At 37.6% G+C, this 22700-nt stretch carries 11 protein-coding genes; 5 read left to right on the forward strand and 6 right to left on the reverse strand.

Going from position 1 to position 22700, the window contains the following annotated elements:
• Positions 1-87: 87 nt before the first annotated feature.
• From AAGF08_RS15835 to rocD, 6 genes are all read right to left on the reverse strand, one after another.
• Positions 88-2016 carry a hypothetical protein gene (locus tag AAGF08_RS15835; RefSeq protein ID WP_343512260.1) on the reverse strand — a complete coding sequence of 643 codons (1929 nt, stop codon included), beginning with the start codon at positions 2014-2016 and terminating at the stop codon, positions 88-90.
• A complete protein-coding gene (locus AAGF08_RS15840) occupies positions 2013-8531 on the reverse strand; it encodes a hypothetical protein (protein ID WP_343512262.1) in 6519 nt (2172 codons plus the stop codon). Before AAGF08_RS15840 ends, AAGF08_RS15835 begins: the two co-directional genes overlap by 4 nt.
• Before the next feature lie 5 nt (positions 8532-8536).
• A complete protein-coding gene (locus tag AAGF08_RS15845; RefSeq protein WP_343512264.1) occupies positions 8537-11761 on the reverse strand; it encodes a hypothetical protein in 3225 nt (1074 codons plus the stop codon).
• Positions 11762-11764: 3 nt separating this feature from the next.
• Positions 11765-18394 (reverse strand): DUF6603 domain-containing protein, encoded by a 6630-nt coding sequence (locus AAGF08_RS15850; RefSeq protein ID WP_343512265.1) that lies wholly within the window; start codon positions 18392-18394, stop codon positions 11765-11767.
• A gap of 262 nt (positions 18395-18656) precedes the next feature.
• The gene (locus tag AAGF08_RS15855) at positions 18657-19319 is read right to left on the reverse strand and encodes an HAD family phosphatase (protein ID WP_343512266.1); all 663 of its coding nucleotides are present in this window, start codon (positions 19317-19319) and stop codon (positions 18657-18659) included.
• 68 nt (positions 19320-19387) lie between these two features.
• A complete protein-coding gene (gene rocD, locus AAGF08_RS15860) occupies positions 19388-20662 on the reverse strand; it encodes an ornithine--oxo-acid transaminase (RefSeq protein ID WP_343512268.1) in 1275 nt (424 codons plus the stop codon).
• A 72-nt stretch (positions 20663-20734) separates the two neighbouring features.
• Between rocD and AAGF08_RS15865 the strand changes: the two genes are divergently transcribed.
• From AAGF08_RS15865 to ftsY, 5 genes are all read left to right on the forward strand, one after another.
• Entirely contained in the window at positions 20735-20893 is a 159-nt protein-coding gene (locus tag AAGF08_RS15865) for a DUF5522 domain-containing protein (RefSeq protein ID WP_343512270.1), read from the forward strand.
• A gap of 102 nt (positions 20894-20995) precedes the next feature.
• Positions 20996-21238, forward strand: coding sequence for a 50S ribosomal protein L28 (gene rpmB / locus AAGF08_RS15870; RefSeq protein WP_343512272.1), 243 nt, complete (start codon positions 20996-20998; stop codon positions 21236-21238).
• Between the two features lie 30 nt (positions 21239-21268).
• A complete protein-coding gene (gene rpmG, locus AAGF08_RS15875) occupies positions 21269-21451 on the forward strand; it encodes a 50S ribosomal protein L33 (RefSeq protein ID WP_014020702.1) in 183 nt (60 codons plus the stop codon).
• Between the two features lie 36 nt (positions 21452-21487).
• The gene (locus AAGF08_RS15880; protein ID WP_343512275.1) at positions 21488-21640 is read left to right on the forward strand and encodes a DUF4295 domain-containing protein; all 153 of its coding nucleotides are present in this window, start codon (positions 21488-21490) and stop codon (positions 21638-21640) included.
• 89 nt (positions 21641-21729) lie between these two features.
• Positions 21730-22686: a signal recognition particle-docking protein FtsY gene (gene ftsY / locus AAGF08_RS15885; RefSeq protein ID WP_343512276.1), complete on the forward strand. Its 957-nt coding sequence runs from the start codon at positions 21730-21732 to the stop codon at positions 22684-22686.
• Positions 22687-22700 lie beyond the last annotated feature (14 nt).

Below are 22700 nucleotides of genomic sequence, written 5' to 3' on the forward strand. Positions count from 1 at the left end.
CTTCTCTTGCTTGCTCAGATTCCTAACACCGAAGTGCGTTTATCTTAAATATTTTAATTTCATTTATAATACCTTGAATTTAAGGATTTACTCTTTATTATCCAATACTAAATCAAACCGTAATCCGCTACTTCCTTCTCCTCGACCTGTCCTTTTCCTTCTTCCATACCAGGATACAATTTTTCCATTATACCACCTTGTTCTCTGGTAAGTCCCCGTCAATTTCACCCCAGATCTAGGTATTTCTTCTTCATTAATGAAAAATGGCGTTTGCTGACTATCATCATCTTTGATTCCGTCTCTTAAAAGTTGAGTTCTTGGCCTTATTGCATGCGGCTCGAATATTTCCAATATTCTTGGCATAGATGCTCTTTGAAAATGAATTTCGCGGTTTGACCCTTGTTGATGGACAGCAATAAATGGGATCCAATTTTCACTTACGCTATTCCCCAATTGATATTTTAACTGGGGTTTATATGTTGTAGCTCTGCTATCTACTGCGTTCAAATTAATTTCAGGTAAAACTATCTCATCTGCTACCTCTTCTTCCTTAATAAGCCGCTCAAATTCTGAGCTTAGGTTACTTGCAGCCTCATAGCCATCTATACCTCCTCCTAAACTATCTGGAATTCTAGATTCAATACCCCAGACCATATTTGCCATTTCATCTCTGATAAACTTAACTTCTTCAATAGCTTCACTTTCCAGTGTCTTGACAGCCGCTGGAGGAAGCAATATTCGTTTATCAAATGCAGGTGTTTCAAATTCTCCTTTATCAACTGTTAGAGAATACATATTCCACTCGTTCCAACTTTCCCCATTTTTATGAGCCGCATCTACAAAGTAATTCTGACCGAAAGTATCCCTGACCAAAATCCCCTCCACTTCAGCAAATGTCCCGGTAGGGATATCATAAGGAATTGAAAGCCAATCATTGCTATACTGTAGCGCATATTGAGTCACGAGTATTTTTGCTATATCGGTATCAGAAGCTTTTAAATTCCCAAGATCGATAGAGCCATCTTCCATTTCCCACCACCTCGAATTCGGCATTCCTGCAAAGCTTGCCTCAGAAGGTATCACGGTCAATACTTCTCTTTTTCTGATAGTTTCATCGATGGAACTGTTTCCTTCCTCTTTTTCCTTCGCCACATCAAATGAATACCAATCAAGATGGCCTTGAAAATATTCATCTGCCTTTAATTCTGTTTGAGTTCCATCACCCTCATCAATTGTTGTCTTGAATGTATATTCTAATCGATTATTTAGCCAAGAATCATCCTCACTATTTTCGGGTAAGTTCAATTCATTGACGACAAAATCAATCCATTTTTTAGCAGCTTCTTGAGCTATCGTCTTATGTTTCGACAGTATAAACTTATCAAGGTTAGGCGTTTGACTTCCTGTTAATACAAAGTTGTTGATTTTAGAAAAATTCCTATCAAGTTCAAGCCAGAGTTCTCGGCCATTTACAGCCCTTCCTGCCATAGCTCGGAGAAAAGAGGATGCTTGTTGAAGACTTAAACTCCTCGCTTTTACGGTAGTTTCTTGTGCAGTTTCTCCATCCTCAATTTCAGGTAAAATAAAAGGGAACTTTTCTAAAATATGATTTTTATACATGCCAGTCGTATAGCCTTGGCTTGCAGGAGCATTACCGCCCTCTTCATCTAATAGCTGTAAAAACTTTTTCCCAAGCCTTACTGCCATCTTTAGGTCAATCTCAGGAATTATTCGCTCCACTCTTGTCTCAAGAGGGATGTCTTCTGAATAAGGCGTTTTCAGCCCATTTGCACCTGTAAAAGACGTCATCCTTACAGTATTTATGGCAGCTTTAGCGAAAATAGCAGATCCTGCATCCTCTCCTTTCAGCTCTCCAAATTGAAATTGCCTTGCTAGCATCCATAATGGATCATGGACTTTTGCAGCCAAAGAATCATCTAATTCTTCCTCTCGAGGACGACCTTCTATTCGATTATAGGCCCTAAACGGTTCACATGCTTGATATTTAATACTCATGATAGTTCTTCGGGTTCATGTCCAACATTAACACTTGTATAATCAATGAAATAACCTAGACTTTCCTCATCCCCAGGTTGAGGATCGTTATCAGGATCATCATCAGATGATGCCAATTCCTGCGCAAATTTATCATCACCAAACGCTAAAGTGGCTGTAGCAGGAAGCAACTGCGAGAACATGGAATCATCCACCTGGTCAGGTTCCACTGATCTTAATTTTGCAAGATTAAAGGCTTCTTCCACGCACAGCGCTAATTGTTCAAAATCCCAAGTACCAGTTTTTTCAGGTGGGACAGCAAGCAAAAGATTTTGAGGTGCTCTGGAATCTGGTTGATTAAAGTGGAAAGCAATCCCCGTAGTTTCTTTCTCATCTGGAATTATTTCCATCCATTCATCTAGCATTAATCCTACGCTGATTTGCTGTAAGTTTTCCCTTTCAAAAATCAATAAAGACAACCTATCACCATCTGGTTTAAAAGTCTCTGGATATGAAGCCCCAAGCCAATAATCCCTTTCATTAACGGGAGGAAGATTATTGATATCAAATGGTAACTGAATTGGCTTTAAACTGATCGTATCCTCCTGAAAAACTTCGCCTAGCATTGAAACGGTTTCTAGATGACCCAATCTATTTCTAACTAATGAAATTCCAGACCACCAGTCTTGAGGGTAATTTTCAGGGTGATTTCGGAGTGGACCTTCCGCTACAGGCAAATTCATCTGCCCAGAAAGGTCTGTCTCGTTTGAAATCGTGACTTTGGGAAGGATTTTGAATCCACTTCCAAAGAATTTAGATGAAAAATCAGACATAAAACTCACCCATTTAGCTTGATCCACCTCTAATTCCAATTCTGAAAATTTCGTCTGAGCAAATGCAATATTCTCAGCCATTTTAGATTTGGCAGAAATTATTCTTTGGGCCAATATCAAAATATCTTCATCTGGATCTGTTGGGTAAAATCCGGAAAACCCATATTGTGTCAATGATTTTAAAGAACTAATTGCCAATTCATGCTCGGACTGGCTATAAGTAGTCTTTGATAATTCAAATGGAGCCAAAGAATTAAAAAGATTTTGATAATCAGTCATGGCCTCATTCATTCTTGCCATAAGGTCATCCGTATCAATTCCTGGGGCAATAGGCCCAAAATTCAACTCATCTTCTGCAATTCTGTAATCTCTTGCGTCGGCTCCTCTGGCAGCTCCAATAACTTTTCCTAAATGCTGAAGTAGGGATACTATCTCTCCGAAACTTAAATCTGAAGAATTGGCGGCTTCATTAAAACTTATATTAATTTCATCATTTTCAGTGGCCCCATTTTCCTTAAGAAAATCAATTGCTCTTGCTTGCAATTCATTTTGACTTTCATCTCCACCTGTTGTAATTAAAAGCACTAAATCAATAGCCTGCAACCCCAGATCTATTAAACTCATACTTGTTTCTGTATCTCCAAAAGTAGCTTTCCAGCTTATTTTAACAGGATCACCAATTTTTGAAGCCAACCAATTATTCAAAGATGGTTCTGCTTTGCTTTTAGGACTAACGGGTATTCCCGCCCAAGGGGAATTAGAATTCGAAGCAACTGGAATCTGAAGTAAAGCCCTTTGGGTAACCATTACTCCTTGTCTCATGCTTTTAATTATCTCGGGATCAAGAGGTACTTTTCCTTCCGATATCGAATTCAAAACAGCACTGGCTCTAACATGATTCCCACGAACTAATTGGTAAACTCCTTCCGCAGTGACCAAATCACCAAGTGAATCGATCGCATCTGCCATGTTATCTAACTCATGTATAATAGCTTTTAGTTTTTTACGCTCAAGGTTTGCATTTGAGCCCGTACTTGGGTTTGCAGGATTTGGAAGTTGGCTAGCTAATCCCCAAGGATACCCTCTGAAGCTTGTTGGTGAAGCCTGATCATTAATAATATTTTCTACAAAAGTTTTATCCGGATTCCAAAGACCAACTTTCTCAAGTTCACTTTCAATATGATCTACCAATGCCAAGCCATCTATCACATTTGCTGCTTTGATTGCTTCTGATTGTGAAGTATCTGTAGGATCGACAGAGGTATCGGAATAAGTTGGGAATTTTCTCCTCAATCGATAGATATACACATCCATTTCCAGCGGTTTACCTAAACCATCATCATATTTTTCATGGAGGGCTCTTTCAAACATATATCCCAAAAGAGCTCCTGTCTCTTGGCCATTCCCAACACCTTCTAATAAATGAAGGGCCATTCTTATTCTTTTCGAAGTCAAATTTATCGAAAGAGCATTATTTCCATCACCCTTCTCTTTAATGGAGTTATAACCAGCCCTTAAAACTGCGGCAGTAACTGCGTGGTTCATACTTGGACCATGAATAAAGCCTTGACTATCAGCTAATTCTTTTACTTCCTGACCATTTGATGACTCTAAGCCTTTTGGTAAATTGTTTTTAACAATATCAGGACCTTCTGATTTTTTTAAGTCATGAACAAAACCATAAGCCCCCAAGTAAGTACCTGTTGACTTAACTTTGCGCAGTTCTCTTAATCGATAGTCGGATAATCCAGTCAACCAAGCATCCAATCGGTAACTCACCAAGTCAATATGGGAAGCTAATAATCTTTCTAAGGCTTCTACATCTAAGTCCGTGATTTTCTCCAATGCCCTACGGGCATAAATACTGCGATCGTAAACCCATGCCCCACGTAACATGGCCATCAAAACTGAATATTGGACTTGTTCCTCCCCATCAACTTCAACTTTAGGAAGATCGGAAAATTTTAACTGGACCAAATCCGTCAAATTACTTGTTTCAAGTAGCCATTCGATGTAATTCTTTCCCTTGTCGGTGGTCGCCAGTTTTTCTGTCCCGATTTTAGGATCCTGTACTAAATGTCCAAGTATAAAATTACCCTCTGTAAACCTGTTTTTATAAATATTGGTTTTTGAAATGGCATTGGTTTGTGTAGCAGTGGTAGTATGCCCTAAACCTTTCAAGAGTAAATTATAATTTGCTCCAATTTCTGAAGGACTGAATTTATCTATTATATGGTCCCAGTTCACACTAAAGCCTGAGCCCTCTTCTTCAGGCTCTTGCCATCTATTTGCCGCATTTACACCAAAACGGAAGAAAAATTCCTTGGAAAGAGGCTCCATTCCCAAAATTTTCAAAAACTCAGCTTGTGGGTCAGTACCGTATTTATCACTATTAATGTTGATAGCATCCTGATTAAAAAGCTCAAATGCAACTTTAGTCTGTTTTAAAAATAGCGTCAGGTTTTTAATATAATTTGATTCCGTTCCTTTATTAGTACTTCCCTGAGATTTAAATAATTTAATAGGAGTAACCGGCAAAACTCCATATGGTTGATTATCCACTCTGAAGATTGGTAAAGTACCCAACCCAGAAACGTGATGGAGCATAAACAACATGGTCTGGGTAATATCAAAATCCTCCAAAAGATTATTTACCATCACATTGAAATAATACTTCAGAGTAGAATTGAATAAAGCACGATTCATCGCACGACCATTACAGATATCCTTTTTATCATGATTCCGAATGAAGTCAGCAATATCATTAGGGAGCCCAATTGCCTCCTTGAAAAATTGTCCATCAGTGATATTCAACTCATTACTGGAATCAAAGCTATTTAAATATTGAGGAGAGTCTTCAGAGAAAAATAAATCAAAGGCTCCATCCATATCATTGTCCAAAGCCCGATAAGGAGATTTTACATTTTCTGTATTATTGGTTGCAGTCCCAGCAGGCAAATATTCCAATCCACCATCACTATAAAGATGGTTTGTAAATAACCTGTTGATTAATTCTTGGCTTTCATTTGCGTCCTTATTTTGGACTCCATAAGCCATAACCAGATCAAATCCCTTTTCAAAATCATCTTTATCCAATGGGATTTTAACAGCCATTCCAGCTTCCACAGCAGCATTAAAATCAAACATCCAATTGATTTCATCTGGAATTTCTAAATCTCCATTTGGCAAATGTTTGAATCTTTCTGCTTGATCACCACTTGGATCTAAACTTACTGGAAGAGGTTTTTGGACCGTTTTCCCTGTAACAATATGCTGGTATTGGTTATCTCTTTTCGTAATTACTACAAAACGATCCGGTAAGGCTTCTGTAAAACCAGCTCTATCCCAACTCTTGGTTTTCTTTTCCACTTCTGGAAATGTCAAGGTGGGTTTAAAAGGCTCATTCAGCTCTATTAAATGGGTCTTATAATATTCATAAACGATCTTTCCGGATTCATTTATCAGCATCGCCAATTTCTCAATTTGCGATTTTTGCTCTGGAGAAGTTCTGACAGTCACCCAACTATTAAGCTGATCTATCAATTTTCTGAAATAAGAAATCGCTAGATCTAAAGTACCCTTGGTCTCAAGGCAAGGAGAAAAGTTAGCCTTACTTAGTAATTTTTTAATTTGCTTGGGTGCAGATTCGAAGCTTCCTAGCAATTTCTTAATCCTTGCCTCACTTTTAGTTTTTGTTAATCCCTTTTTCTCATAGCCTAGATTTTTAATCAAAAATCTTTCAAGAGAATTACTAATAGTTTCAATTTTCCCGTTTTTTATTTCTTTTGGCTCAACTGCTCGAATAGCATAAGCGGCTCTTCTTACACCTAAACTAGAGGCAGCGGCTCGCCATGCTCCTAATTTCGCGGCGGCTCTTTCTGATTCATTTTTGCTATAAACCTCATAGTAAAAATCATGAGCAACCGTTTCTTCATCATCTGTTAATCTCTCATCATGATTATCTATCGCAATGTCATCAGGAAAAATTCTAACCCATAATTCGTTTACCTCTACAGTTTCCATTGTAAAAATGATCTTGTTTCGGTATTCTTCAAAAAATCTATCCCTTGGATCGTTCACATCTACCAGTTGATCAAGAATTTGATTTTCTATGGTTACCAAGGTCCCTTCTACCTCAGTCCTTGCTTCATTTGCCTCAGGAAGTGGGTTTGCATCAAGAACATTCTTAACCTGATCTCTCAGACTGAAATAAGCACTTTTCAACTGATCATATTCTCCACGAGGTAAAAGTATCGTGCTGGAGGTAGTAGTTTTTATCTTATTCTGAAGGTCAGAAAGCTGCTTCTTTAGAACTACCAAACTTTCTTGTGGTGGCTTTTCTGAACTTAATTTAATAGAATTTCTGGCATTCAAAATTCGATTCCGGGTGGCTGCCGAAGACAAACTACTTATTCGGATTTTATTTTCTGCCAAAATCTGATTCTCAACTTTTTTAAATCCTGGCTCCAACTCCTGAAAGTCTTTCAAATACTTGGCTAATTGACTATTAAGTCTTGTTATACCTGCTTTTTCAATTCTGGTTTTAGGTGTGATTTTTTTTGATCGACTCTGAAAAACCAATAGCTGTTTTTTTAAGGTTGCGTAACTGGATTTCAGACGATTAACCTCCTTTAAATCACCACTTAGTGGTAATTGAGCGTTCTTATGGATTAACTTTAACTGGGAGAACAGTTCCTTTTGTACCCCCGATAAAGATTTATAGTCCTTGATACCTATTTTATTCTTTGCAGCTAGAAAAGAATTCAACTTTAGAATTAGCCGAGTGAGTTGAGCAATTGGGTAGGTTTTCAATTCCTCACGAAACTTTACAACAGGTACAGTTTCCTTATCGATTTTGGTTTTTAGCGAATTAATCTTTTTCCTTAATTCATACTCTTCCTTTTTTAGATTCTTTTTACCAGTGTAACCAATCTTAAAGTTTGTCAATCGAACATTTCCGCTTTTATGCTGCCTCTTGATATAAGAAATTTTACTCTGTATTTTTTTCACCATTTCCTCTGTCGCCCTAAAATCAGGTGAATCAGCAATGACATCCATTTCCTCTATTTGTTTTTCAATATTGGAAAGTTCCTTATCAAGAGTTGCAGCATTGATTTTATTTGATACGAAAATAGCATCGATACTTTTTTCGAGTTTTTCTAAAGCACCTAGATATAGTTTACCCTTTTCATAAATATTACGAGATGGCGTTTTAATTCGCTCAACTGATTTACTTAAGTTTTCTACTTCTTGGCTTAAATCAGTTTTTGATTTCTCCAGGGTTTTAGCTACCTCTAGCGAGTTCACTATTGCAGAGATATCTTGAACGGCATCTCTTAAAACCACCTTGTCGGTCCTGCTGGCTTCTTCTACTTTATTTAATTTTTCAGTGACCTCCTGAACACTTTTCTGAAATGTCACAATAGTCCTACCTACTTGTGGGACTTTAATTTTTTTCTCTTCTACGGAATCGAAAAATACCTGAATATCATAAATCAGTTTATAAATATCCTGAACTGCCACATTGGTGTTTCCCACTCCTGGAGCTAAGGGTTTGACTATTCTGGAATAAGTCATAAACTTAGTTTCCAAACGAACTGGGAGCATTAATACAGGAAAATCATCACTTTTCTGATTAAAAGCGGTCTTGATTTGATGAAAAATTGGGTCGTTATATTTTCCTACAATTTCAGGGATTGGCATAGTGCTTAATCGTTTAGCATGGTCGAAGCATGACGTGCAAAAAGAATCGGGGATTGATAAAGGATATAAGCCATATCACTGCTGCTTGCACCCCATTGAGCAGCTCTTGGCCCGGTTCCACCAGGACTGAGATTAATATTCACTCCATTAATTTTTAAATAAGGTGGCTGATTGGCGGCATTACCAGTAATATGTTCCCAAGTCACTTGATCCCAATTATCTGGAGTGTTATCTAAAGCCCCATCTAAATCATCTAATCCAAAACTAACTTGGCCAGGTCTTTCCCTCAGAACAAAGAACCATCCAGGGTTATTCGTTCGATTACCGTTTGCCTCCTCTTGAGATAATTCAAAACCGAAGAAATATACATCGGGCTCAATACTTCCACTGATTATTGGCCATTTTACATTACTTGCTACATCATAATCGCTTAATTGTCTCGGTAAGGCTGGGTTTCCATTTTTGTATACAGCCTTTTGGGCATATACTAATGTGTTAGGATATTTTCTTAATAAATCTCCTTTTATCAAAAGCACCAGATCCGGACCCGGTTTCTCTTCATTTTTTCCTAAAGCTTTGTTCCATTTATGGATTTCTTTTATATCGGCTCTTGCATTTTGATTATTGAGCATCGCCTCCACATAAGCCTCATAATCATCACCTAGTTCTACACTGTTCATCGGATCATTGTCATATTCCCAAAAATGACGGAAGTAACTCCCGCGCATGTCAGTTGGGAATTCTCTCCAGAGTAATTCTCTTGAAAACTCATGATTCATTCCCATCAAAAATGATTCGATAAACTCTCTATTCGTTTCCATTAAAGTAATGGTGTTAGGTTCGATTTCACTGATATTAGGTATGATGTAATCAGGTGAAATTTCCTTCAAATAGTCGTACACTGGGATCGGGAATCTGGGATAAGCCATAATAGGCTTATTGTTATTGATATAATTGGCAGTAAAAAATGAGGAAAGCTTCCTATCAAAATTAATTATTGGATCAAGTTTAACTCTGATTTTGTCATGCAAATTCAATGGTAAAACAGCTCTAATTGGCTTTTTAAAGACCTTTACAACATTTGTATTGTTCACCTTTGAGACGAACTTATTCTGAAAACTATCTAGGTAATTCTGCCTTTCTAACAATACCTCGCTATGCTTAAAATAATAGGTGTCTCCAGCTGGAATCTCTTTTCTAATAAATTTTACCTGATCAGATGGTCCATAGAACCCCTCCTGAAAATTGGTACTAATTTTACTATCAAATACTTCCGAATCCACTGTCAAACTTCTTTCCTGACCATTTAAACTTTTATTGGTTATACCATTCAATATGGCTGTTGCTCTTGCTTTTTGATCTTCTGTAAAATCAGAAGGAAGCTTAGACAAAACTTGATTTGTATTGAAATTCACATTTGGAAATTCCAAAATTGCATTAGCTAAATGCTCCATAAAAGAGACAGGAGGATTTGAAACTACACTATTTATAGCCTCTAATGCATTTAGAGTAGGCAATACTATCTTAGGCTCATTTTTGGTAGGAGCAGCTGAGATTTTTCCGTCTGCACCACTAGGTTTATTTAAATTCTGATAAAAACTTTTATTTAAAATATCAAAAGCCCCGTCTTTGCCTTTATTCATCAGCGCAGTTGGAGTAAAATTATTGGCAACTTTCAAAAAAGAACCTGATCGTATCGCTGTTGGCACGGTAGACTTTTTAACTGCACTTTTGATCGTATTCGTTGGATCAAGTTTCATCATCTCAAAAGCTTTTCCGGTAGCATTGATCAAATCAAATTTATCAAGCTTAAATACTTTCTTTGTAGCAAGCGCTTTGGTTGCTCGCTTCATTAATTCACTTTCACGAATTTTTTGATTTGCTTCATTTATATCACCGATCTGCTCCCAAGCCATCTCCATAAATTTCTCCTGATGTTTTTGTACAACCTGTACTCCCAAACCAGCAGCAGATCGGTTACTGGGATGAAGGTTTATCTTATGGACCCAATCATTACTATTTGCAGAGAGTTTTAAGATGCCTTTATGCCATTTCCCGTAAATAGGTGGCGAAATGATAGGATCTTCTTCAACAAGTGGTGAGTAAAAAAATGAGGGATTCACCATTGGAGCTGTATCCTGAAGGTTAAAGGATAAATTCAGAACATCTCTTAATTGATTTTTCAAGTCCTGATCACTCATTGGCCAAGGTGCCGTTTGATAGTCTGGGTGTCTCATAGCTCCCTCCACATACCCCATCGCATCTTCACCGACTGGTTTAATACCAAAACCTATGTCAGTCATTTCCATTTCTCGTTTCCCGATATTTTCCGGAAGTTCTCTGGCTTCAAGAAGCTGAGCTAAACTTTCAAAATCACCTCCTTCATCTACTATAAATGTCCATGTGAAATAATAAGGATAACTCGAAGGATTAGTACCACCATTTATCGCTGATCGGGACCAAGAAGACTTTTGTGCTGGAACACCTTCTGTATCTAAACCTAATCCAGCTAATCTTCCAGTTTCGTATGCAGGCACTAGAAATGCGTGATACAAATTTGGATCATAATCCAAAGATGGGTTTGGATTTGTATACTCGAGTTTCCTTGCACAAAGGACTCTCGAGAGGGCTAAGTCAGGATTTTTGGAAAGTTTACTAGAGAGTTGATTGGCAGGATTCGATGGACTATCTCCCAAATCCTCCAAAACATGGACATGAGCTAACGCAAACGTATCCTTTTCATTACAAAAAACATCTGGTAATGCATCGTTCGTGATATTGATAAAAGGTGTAGGGGTACCTCCTGTGCTTTTCTCAAATTCATTCTCCCTCAAAACAATAAGTGCAAGCCACGGTCTTAGCTTATTACCAACAGGTTTGGCTGGAGTGAATCTCCAAGGAAGGTCTTCTTCATAAAACTCGATGTAACAAAGATTATTCGTCTCATAATTTGTTACACCTTTTTTTGGATGAACACGGATAATAGAATTTGAATTAATACCTAGAATATCCCCCGGCCCCTGAACTTTAACAGTTTTTGTAATACTATGGGTCTGAGAATCCTCCCCTTTTGAAGCTTTGACTTTGGTAGTCACAGTGATCTCAGGTCTTTCAATAGCAGCATTATTGGGTATCGCGTTTCCCAAAAAATCAGCTTCAATGATCTCATTCCCTAAACCTTGTCTCACCCAGGGTAAAAATGAATAACTCGCTAAAACAGAATCTGGCATAATTTATAAGGCTAAAACATCATTTGCTACAACTTGAACACTTTGTTTTCCTTTGACGGAAGAAACTTTTGAAATCTGAATTGCCTCCATATAAGAAAGCTTTTGAGCACCATCTACAACAGCGAGGTCATCAGTACCGACTACTGCATACCCAGGTTTCTGAAGCGTTACTTTCTTTGGATTGACAACTTTAGATTGATTTGCTGATAATACTGATCTACCAACAGCTCCGGTTCTACTAAAGAATGTGGTTTCTTTTTGGCTAAATATTGCAGAAGAATTAAGTCTGTTAATGGCAAAAGTATTATTCGCCTCGTCCATAACATGCTGCTCATATTCTACATCTCTATCGAGCACAGCACCACATTTTAAGCTATCTGTCGAACTTAGTTTTACACCTGAATCTTGTTCATTAAAAGATGGCAAACTTAACTTCTCATTATCTTGGATATCTAGAAAGTTTGCAGGAGCAAATGCTTCTTGGATATATGAGTAGGTAGCATCAGAACTTCCAATTTTGATTTCGATCACTTCAAATTTGGTGAAATCAGAAGGTTTAAATTGACCGAACTTAGAAATCTCTACCTGAAGAGGAACTACTTTTTGACTGATCTCAATTGAGCCACTTGGAACCAAGATTAAATCTTCTTCTGAAGCTAAGCCCTTCATCCTTATTCCAGAAGAATTGGAATTGGTTGTAATACTCCTCCAATTTTGGATGTCTTCCATTGCTTCCGTAAGCAATGGGAATACTTCAATATCCGGCAAGGTGGTATCTCTCTTATCACCCCAAGTGACATCAAACTTAACTTTAACGGAGAAGAATAGAATTTTGAACTTGGCTGTTCCTTTTGCTCTCCAAGGCGTAGGCCCTTGTAATGTAAATTCGAGAGAAAGACTTAGTAGGGTCGTACTTCCAGCTTTTACTGCCAGCCTTGCTCTCGCATCAGCAATAAATAGGAATGGTGAGAATTGGAATAAGACATCAAAGCCAAATTCACCCACTACTTTAAAGCCTGCCACTCCAAAATAAAAATCTATTCCTGCACCAAACTGAACGGTATTAGAAGTAACTGCAAAATAACAGGTAAGCGTCAATCTTGGGTTTCCTGAAAGGATTTTCAAGGTTAAACGCTTCATTGTTGGTATCTGCAAATGCGTTGGTGGATCAAATCGTGGATGAAAACCACCGACAGAAAGAACAAAATCTGGTTTTGCTCCCCAACTTATTCGAAGAACCATATCACCCTCTAAACCGAAGGTTAACACTTTTGAATCAAAAAGGCTTGCATCGAAACTCAGCATACCTTTTTCAAAGTCAATCATTCCTAAGAAAGCCACTTGAATTTTAATCAGTGCTGCATTTTCATCAGGTAAAATCACTCTTAGAACCCCAAGAATTCCGAATCGAACAGGATTGGCAAACTCAATAGCGATTCCTAAATCAACCCGTAAGATTGTAGGCACTCCCCAGGTAATTGCCGCCATTGGACCCAATACAAACTGATCCCTTTTTACGGGAAAAACTTCCTTGATATCAGTCAGTATCTTATTTATGTTGGCAATAATATCTTTTGGAAAAAGAATATTTTGAATGGTACCACTACGTACCCCATCCCTTAGTCTCTCTACTTGAATGGTTCGATGAATACCTAAAATCCCACCTAATCCAGAGATAAAAAATCCAAATCCTAAGGCTATTCCGGTACCAAATTCTACTGAAACTATAAATAAAACTGAGGTACCAGGCTTTCCATCTGGCATTTTACTATTGATAATACCAATTGCTGAAACAGCAAATAGATTCATGAAGGAAAGCTCTATTGCTCCCGCATACTCACCTTTATCTTTATCAAAAAACAGGTAACCTCCTCCAGTAAACACAGGTGTATCCAAAGAAACACCCAACCCAGTTGGAGGTAAGAATTTTATATCAATATTAACAACTCCAAAATTTGGGTTTCCTTGCGGAACTCCATTATTGAAAGAAGGCTTGGTTAATTTTGCCTCAATTCCCAAGCCCTCAACGGAGGCGGAAACAGGACCTAATGTGATATTAGCTCCGGAAAATGCAACTCCAAGGTCAACGCCTGATGCTCCATTATCCTTAAAGGAAATCTTTATTGCATCGAGACTGACTGCACTCCCGAATTTACCATTCACAGGAATTAATGCTTCACTTTGAGCTCCCCCAAAAGAAACACTTAATCCAGACGGCCATCTCAGATCTAAATCGATATCAAACGAGCTTCCAAACTGAAGATCTTTTAAATTAATCTGGCTCGGAAGTAAGTCATCCATTCCCGGGATAACTATCTGGTTTTCAATCAAACCTCCTAAAATAAAATCCCAGTCATTTGAGACGGTTCTACTCAAGCCAATTTTACTTAAATATATCCTTGCAACACTTGGGATATCTACAACCTTCAGCGCATTTGTACTTGGAACAACTTCCCCAATTACATGGAATGCTCCTTGGTTATCAATTTCAATATCAACAGCAATAGAAGTAGGCTCTCCCCCCATACCACTAAAGCCCTCTAACTCTAGCTGACCTTTAAGAGCTATAGTAATTTCTTCACCATTTTTAGTTACCGAAATTTCAGAGACCGTGATTTTTATAGTACCTATATTAAATACGGCACTACTTCCAATAGTCGCGGAGAAGTTACCTACCGAAGGAACATTAAAACTTACTTCGATTTTAGCTTGCTGATCAGATTCATCTTTGAGTCCGGGAATTTCAAGTTCGCCTTCAAACGAGAATGGATACTCTAAACTATCAGGGGTAAATGAAATTTGAAGCTCTTTTATAGTAAATGCAAACCCACCAATCTTTATTTTCTGATCTTGAGAAAGCGAGATGCTATACTTTTGGTTTGCTTTCGTGTATTGAAAACCAATTCCAATTTCTGCCGGTCCTGAACCATCCTCTTGCTCAAATCCTGAAAACCCTAAAGCTGCCTCCGCACTAATACTTTCTAAATCTCCATTGAGAATTCTTAAATCAAACTCTTCTATAAATAGACTAACATCCCCTAGCTTTAATTCAGTTTTATTTCCTCCAGGGTTAGCTTGAATTGTATAATCATTTCCATTTGCTAATTGGAAATTAAATGCCAAAGAATTATTTCCGTCATCACAGGCAGGAATAGTTAAGTTCCCCGCAAATACAGCATCAGTTAGATTTCCATTCTGTATTGCAAATCCAAATTGAGAGAAATCAAAAGTCAAACCACCAATAGAAAAGCTTGGTAAAGGACTGGCCGAAAAACTAAGCTTATTCTGAGGGGAATCGTAGGATATTGAAACATCGATGAAGTCATCGCCTCCTGGTAACTTAAACTTAGAAGCTCCAGAAATAGATTGCATACTTCCGTTTGCAACTATTACACTTAGGTTAATGTCTTTTACCTCTAACCCATTGCCTTCTAGAGTCCCTGTTGATGAAATTAGAACCGTATAACTAGTACCCCCATTAGCGACTGAAAAAGTAAAGTTTAGCCCTCCCCCATTCGTGAAAAAGGGCATATTTATAGCCCCTTCTAAATCTCCGGATTCAAAACTGCCATTTCTGATTAAAAAGGCTAAAGTGGAAATATTTAAAGTAAATATTGCTAATTCTACCGCAGGAAGATTTGTTGCTGAAATTGAAAAATCCTCATTCCCATTCTTGGAATAATTTACTGCAACATTAAATGGCTGGTTTGCTTGAGTCAGTTCCGGAATATGAAATCCTGCCGATCCGTTGGCATTTTGCACACTTCCATTATCAACAGTAATACTAAATACAACATCTGAAAGAACAAACATGCCGAAGTTTGAACTCTGACCCGAACCATCAATAGCAATTGAATAACTATTCGATCGTGCTATGGCAACATCAAAACCCAGGGGCGTTCCATCAAATACCGGCAAGGTCACCTCACCATTAACAGCAGCAGAAAAGTTTTGATTCTCCTTACTTTCGATTCTAATCTGATCAAAATGGAGATTAAAGCTATCCAAATCTGCAGTGACGTCAGTTAACTCAATAACATAAATTGGGTCAGCCCCGGAGGTGTCAATAGAAATATTGAAATTAAAGGGCTGGCTAAGGCCAGGAAGCAGTAATGATCCGGCTCCAGATAAGGTTTGGGGGTTACCATTTTGAACTGTCAGGCTAAAACTTTGGAAGTTCAAGATGACTGGTCCAAATTCAATCGTATTTTGATCTGGAGTTCCTGTCAGTTCAAGCGTGTAATCCTGCCCCGTATTTCCTACAGCCATTTCATATTGAATTCCCGCTCCTCCTGTAGCATCTGGCAATTTGAATACCCCATTTGCTTCGCCATTTTGGAAAGCACCATTGCTAATCACAAATTGTAAAGACGACATTTGAAGTTCCCCTCCAAATAAATCCACATCTAGCGGATTTTGAAGGTTAACTTCGTATCTATTTTGAATTTGTGAATAGGTTAAAGAAACAGAACTTACCGAATCAAAACCCGGAATTTGTAAAGAAGCAGATCCAGAGAAATCCTGTAACACGCCAGCTTGTACATTTAAAGAAATCTGTACTTGATTCAGCTCAAAATCTCCAAATCTCACAAACTGAGATCCACTATTTACGGCAATTTGATAGTTTTCATTTCTGTCGAATGAAACTGAAAAATCTAAATTTCCTCCATCATCAAAAACAGGCAAAGTCAAGCTTCCAGAAGCGCTTGCTGAAAACTGCTGTCCTTTTTGACTAGATAAGTTAATCTGGGTAAAAATGAGATTAAAGCCTCCTATTTCTGCATTGACGTTATTTATTTGGATTGCATACGCTGAGTTATCTCCATTTAAAGTAGCATCAAAAGAAAATCCAAAAGACTCACTTAAACCTGGTAATTGTAATTGTCCAGCTCCATTGATATGATCCAATTGGTTACTGACTACGGCTAGTTCAAAGGAGTTGACCTCAAGAATAATAGGGCCAAAATTCAGAATATTATCCTGAGGATTACCGGTCAATTGAATGGTATAATCTTCCCCTTGGTTTCCAATGGCCAAATCAAATGAGATCCCTGCTCCATCGGTAGTATCAGGGAATTTGATTTTACCATTTATCAGACTGCTTGAAAAAACCCCGTTAGTAAATTTGAATTGAATTTGTGAAAAATCAATCTTACAACCAGCAACTTCAGGAAGCCCAAAATTATTAGCTGCAATTGTTAAATTTTCATTTTGATTTACTCTATTAAACTGTATCCCAATTTCTATTGGAGCACCAGAACTAATCTCTGGAATAGTTAATTCTCCATTTCCCGTAATATCCTGTAATTGCCCATTTTCATAGAGCATCTCGTATTGCTGAAGGTTCAAATCAAACCCTCCATGAGACAAACTTTGATTTCCGGGATTACTTACGTCTATTTTCAACCGATCAGTCTGCGCATCTTCAAATTCCACGTTGAAATCAAGCTGTCCATTTGAAAACAAAGGGATTCCCAAATTCCCTTCCCAAGTACTTAAAACCAGATTTCCATTTTTATGAATTTTCAGAAAAACCGTATTGAAAGTAACTGTACCAAAACCTATTGGGATTGGAGAGAAATTGGTTCCAGTAAATTCAAAATGAGGATCTACAAAACTAAAATCAAAAGTTGTCTTAACTGGCTGCTGCGTGGAAGAATCTACGATTCCAGGTAATTCTGCCCATCCATTGATATCAATATCAGGAGGCGAGGCGGTATGACTTGTTACTTCTATTTGCTCAAAAAATATGGAGACGCTTCCTTTCTTAAGTTCTTGCCCTTGTGGATTCTGAGCTTGATATTGTACATCTCCGTTATTTAAAAGCTGTACATTAAAATCGATTTTCCCAGGCCCATTATTTACATCATCCAAGAAGTCAAAGACCAATTCTCCACTTATCTGAGTTCCTGCCTGAAAGTCCCCATTTTGAATTACTAGAGTGAGCTCATCTATTGTTGCTTGAAACCCTTGAAGTCTAGCAGCTGGGATATTATTAGCTGAACCATTGAAAATCCCATTCCCATAGGAAATATCTAATGAAACTTGGTGGGGACCAGAACCATCTTGATTTTGTAAGCCTGGCAATAGTGCTTCAATGGAGCATTGTAATTGAGTAAGGTTAGCGCTAGTAAAAGCCAAAGAGGAACTGGTAATAGTTAATTCAACCCCGTGGATTTTAGATTCAATCGGCTCTTTTTGATTAATAAAAAATTCCTTAACGCCGTTTGTTTCTCTTATTTCGATAGTATAAGGGATTTTAGAAAGCTCATCTGTTACTCGATCCCTCAAGGACAAAAGTTGCGTTTCTCCCTCTACCAACAATTCATCTATTTGATCTCCAGCATCATTTAGCTTAATTCTGAACTGCTTTAATACCGACTCTAACTCATGTAAAAAAAATGCTTGATTATCAGCAAAGAGATCATTTGTAGCCTGAATGATATACTGATTTGAAACCTTTGAAATATCTACCGGAAGTTTTGTCGGTACATCTAACTGATCCTTAAAATGCTCAAACACTATTTCAGCTGTGTCTGCTGGGTTTGCAATAATTTGATCAAGCTGGGACTTTAATTGGCTCAATCCTAAATCAGAGAGCAAAGATTCAAATGGTATGTTGACAACCGACATAAAAAATTGTTTTTAAAAGCTAAATAAAAACACAACGAATTAATTTAAATAGATTGGGTAACAATAAAAAATATCAACCTATAAATACTCTAAAAAAAATTGTATTGGGAAATATAATTCAAACAAAAGATATTTTTGTGCAATTTAATAGCTGCAAAATTCAATAATTTTAAAACATCAAGATGCTGGTTCCCAATTCCCCAAAAAGCAAAAAAGCAGACCCAATTAGATCTGCTTTTTTGATATTCCTCGACCTTTCTATCTAATTATTCAAAATCTCATTTACGATTGCTGGGCTGATTTCACTATAATCCTTAATATAAAAATGGCTTTCCGGTAATTCTTCTTTGGAATGGGAGGATAAAACAGCGACAACTTTCATTCCCGCCTCCAGCCCGGCAGTGATTCCAGAAAATGAGTCCTCGAAGACTAAACAATTTACAGGATCAATTTGAAGATTTGCCGCAGAGCTAAGGTATACTTCTGGATCAGGTTTGTGCTTTTTTACATGCTCACTTGCCAAAACTGAGCCGAAATATGGAAATAGATTCAACATATTCGCTATCAACTCCAGATTGGCCAAAGGAGCGGAGGTTGCAACGCCTGTTTGGAAAGAATCCTTTTTCAAAGCATGAAAAAAATCTAGAAAACCATGAATTGGCTCTACATGATTTTTATAAATTTCTCTAAACAAGCCTTCTTTTTCTTCCTCAAGTTCTAATAATTCTACCCCTTCTATCTTCCTTCCAAAAAAATGACTCATTATATAAGAGTTACTTTTACCATACATATGCGCTTCAAACTCTTCTTCTGAAGGATAAATGTTTCTCTTGGCAAAAAACTCTTTGAATGCAACGGAATGGAACGGATTTGTATGACAAATCACTCCATCCATATCGAAAATGACCGCTTTTCCTTGATTCATTTTAAAATTTAAATAAACAAGTTGTTCCTTAAATACATTTTGGAAAAACCTATTTTGAAACTTTGGCCTTACTTATTATCAAATTCTGCTATGACATGTTCGATTATATCGCAGCATTCATGAATTTGATCCTCAGTCATTACCAATGGAGGAGCAAACCTAATTATATTTCCATGGGTGGGTTTAGCTAAAAGACCATTTTCAGCCAATCTGATGCAGATATCCCAAGCTGTTGTACTTTCTTCTGTATCATTGATTACTACTGCATTCAATAAACCTTTCCCACGAACCAGTTTAGCAATAGCGTATCTTTCTACCATTTTCCCCATGCGCTCTCTAAAAATCTCACCTAATTCTCTGGCATTCTTGGCTAAATTCTCATCTTTTACAACTTCAAGAGCCGTCATTGCTACTTTTGCGCCTAGAGGATTCCCCCCAAATGTTGATCCATGCTGACCTGGCTTAATCACATTCATTATTTCGTTATCAGCCAATACTGCAGAGACGGGGTAAAATCCTCCTGAAATCGCCTTTCCTAAAATCAACATATCCGGCTTGGTATAGCTAGCCTGCTGCTCGCAATGTCCCTGGCAAGAACAATTACCACATACAGCTAATAAGGAGCCAGTTCGAGCGATACCAGTTTGAATTTCATCTGCAATTAAAAGCACATTCTTTTCAGAACAAACTTCTTTGGCTTTCTTAATATAATTCTCTGATGGCGTATAAACCCCAGCTTCTCCTTGGATAGGTTCAACCAAAAAAGCCACGACATTTGGATCTTGCAGCGCATTTTCCAATGCTTCTACATTATCATAAGGAATCTTGAGGAATCCGCCAGTATAGGGTCCGAAATTTTTCCTGGCATTTTCGTCATTTGAAAAAGATATAATCGTGGTTGTTCTACCGTGAAAATTATTTTCAGCTACAATGATTTTCGCCATATTTTCTTCAACGCCCTTTTTTTCATAGCCCCACTTTCTAGCTATTTTTATGGCCGTCTCGACTCCTTCTGCCCCAGTATTCATTGGAAGTACTTTATCGAAACCAAAATACTCTGTTATATATTTTTCGAAGGGGCCTAAAACGTCATTATGAAAAGCCCTTGAGGTAAGAGTTAATATTCCAGCTTGCTCAATCAAAGTATTTTTAATTCTTGGATGGCAGTGACCTTGGTTAACTGCTGAGTAAGCTGAGAGGAAATCATAGTATTTTTTACCTTCCACATCCCAAAGAAAAACACCCTCTCCTTTGGCAAGAACAACCGGTAATGGATGATAATTATGAGCTCCGTATTTATCTTCCAATTCAATAGCTTTAGAGCTTGAAGTGATAGTCTGCATGTTTTTCTTATTTTTGTATCTCAAAATGTGACTTCTACGGCAAAAATAGAATAATTGCCGTTACCTATAGGTATGAAATCAGAAAAGAACAGCCAAAATCCATCTAATTCAGCATCAGAAGATTACTATTTTAATGAAAATGGCTTAATGGTTTTTACGAAACACTATCATTTGAAGAGGGGTTATTGCTGCGGAAACGGGTGTAAACACTGCCCTTACCCAAAAGGTTGAATTAAAAAGGAATAATTTTAAATTCCTGTGTTGTTAATTCCCAAAAAGTTCCGATATTTGCAGACTCATTACAGAAACGCATACAAATTACGATACAATATCATGGCAAAAGTTTGTGACATTACCGGAAAAAGACCTCGCGTAGGTAACAACGTGTCCCATGCAAACAACAAAACCAAGCGTAGATTCTACCCAAATCTTCATAAGAAGAATTTCTACGTTCCTGAGGAAGACGCATGGATCACACTTAAAGTGTGCACTAAGGCATTGAAGACTATCAATAAAAAAGGTATCTCTGCAGTTTTGAAAGAAGCTCAGGAATCTGGCATGATCGTAATCAGATAATCAAAGTCACTACCTTAAATAAACACGAAGATGGCTAAGAAAGGAAATAGAGTACAAGTGATTTTGGAATGCACAGAGCATAAGACTTCTGGCATGCCAGGTACTTCAAGATATATCACTACTAAGAACAGAAAAAACACAACTGAAAGATTGGAATTGAAAAAATTCAACCCAATTCTTAAGAAAGTTACTGTTCATAAAGAAATCAAGTAATTTAGCTCAGGAGTTATCCTGTAAAACGACAAAGATATGGCTAAGAAAGTAGTAGCAACCCTTAAGAAAAAAGATGGTGTAACTTACGCTAAAGTCATCAGAGCTGTAAAGTCTGATAAGACTGGCGCTTATACCTTCAGAGAAGAGATGGTTCCTTCCACTATGGTGCAGGAAACATTGAACAAATAATTGCCAAGTGCACTTCATGCATTTAAGTCCCTCTGGTCAAAGGTCAGCAGGGACTTTTTCGTTATATTCCGTTTTTAAATTCAATCACCATGGGAATTTTTGGTTTCTTTTCTAAAGAAAAAAAAGAAAGTCTGGATCAGGGCTTACAGAAATCAAGCGAAAACATTTTTTCTAAACTCAGCAAAGCTGTTGTCGGAAAATCAAAAGTCGACGAAGAAATCTTAGATGAGTTGGAAGAAATTCTAATCACATCAGATGTAGGTGTTGACACCACGATAAAAGTGATTCGAAGAATCGAAGAGCGGGTGGCAAAAGATAAATATGTCACAACTGATGAACTAGATCAAATCCTAAAGCAGGAAATCATTGGGCTGTTAGAAGAAAATAATACCCAGGATTTACTTGATTTTGATATCCCCGAAGATAAAAAACCATATGTAATTATGGTTGTTGGAGTGAATGGTGTAGGGAAAACAACTACTATAGGAAAACTTGCACACCTATTTAAAGCTGCCGGAAAAAATGTAGTTCTTGGTGCAGCTGACACTTTTCGGGCTGCTGCGGTAGATCAACTTATCCTTTGGGGTGATCGCGTAGGAGTACCCGTTGTCTCCCATGGAATGAATACAGACCCAGCTTCCGTAGCTTTTGATACAGTTAAAAAAGGTATTGAATCTAAAGCAGATGTGGTCATCATAGATACTGCGGGGAGGCTGCACACCAAAGTTAACCTGATGAACGAATTGGGTAAAATCAAACGCGTCATGCAAAAATTTGTTCCGGATGCTCCACATGAAATCCTTTTAGTACTAGATGGGTCTACTGGTCAAAACGCATTTATTCAAGCAAAAGAATTCACTAAAGTCACAGAAATCACTTCACTAGCGATTACAAAACTTGACGGAACAGCTAAAGGTGGTGTAGTGATCGGAATTTCCGATCAATTCAAAATTCCAGTGAAATACATCGGCGTTGGAGAAAAAATGACTGACCTTCAGTTATTTAATCGGAAGGAATTTGTAGACTCACTCTTCAGCAAGAAGTAATTTATTCTCTACCC

Origin of the sequence: Algoriphagus sp. SE2, assembly GCF_039563885.1 — a bacterium.
Lineage (GTDB): Bacteria > Bacteroidota > Bacteroidia > Cytophagales > Cyclobacteriaceae > Algoriphagus.